Annotated in this window: 1 pseudogene; it reads left to right on the top strand. The window is 37.9% G+C overall.

The features are described from left to right. A pseudogene (locus HZY83_RS00105) lies at window positions 1-391 on the top strand (lectin-like domain-containing protein); the annotation flags it as partial.

The following is a 391-nucleotide window of genomic DNA, read 5'->3' as shown; positions in this document are numbered from 1 at the left end:
GTTATGACCATTACATATGCTGGTCAAACGTGGACTAGAAATATGTCCGACTGGATAAAAACAAGTGGTTCTACGACGTTTTCTTTATCAATGACTGCATCTACAGGTGGGGCTAGAAACCTTCAACAAGTTCAATTTGGTACATTTGAATATACTCAATCTGCTACGGCACAAGTAAGATATGTGGATGCTAAAACAGGTAAAGACATTATCCCTCCTAAAACATATGCTGGTGAAGTTGATGGCAGTGCGACTATTGATAAACAAATCGATGCAATGAAGAGTAAAGGATATAACTATTCTGGTGTGGATAGTACTGGCGCACCTAATTATACAGACAGTACAGGTACAGTTAAATTGACTAATGCCGGTCAAACTATCATTTACAAAT

This window comes from Gemella sp. GH3, from assembly GCF_013415425.1.
Lineage (GTDB): Bacteria > Bacillota > Bacilli > Staphylococcales > Gemellaceae > Gemelliphila.
Note: the sequence above shows the minus strand (reverse complement) of the source record. Positions and strands in the feature narration are given on the sequence as shown.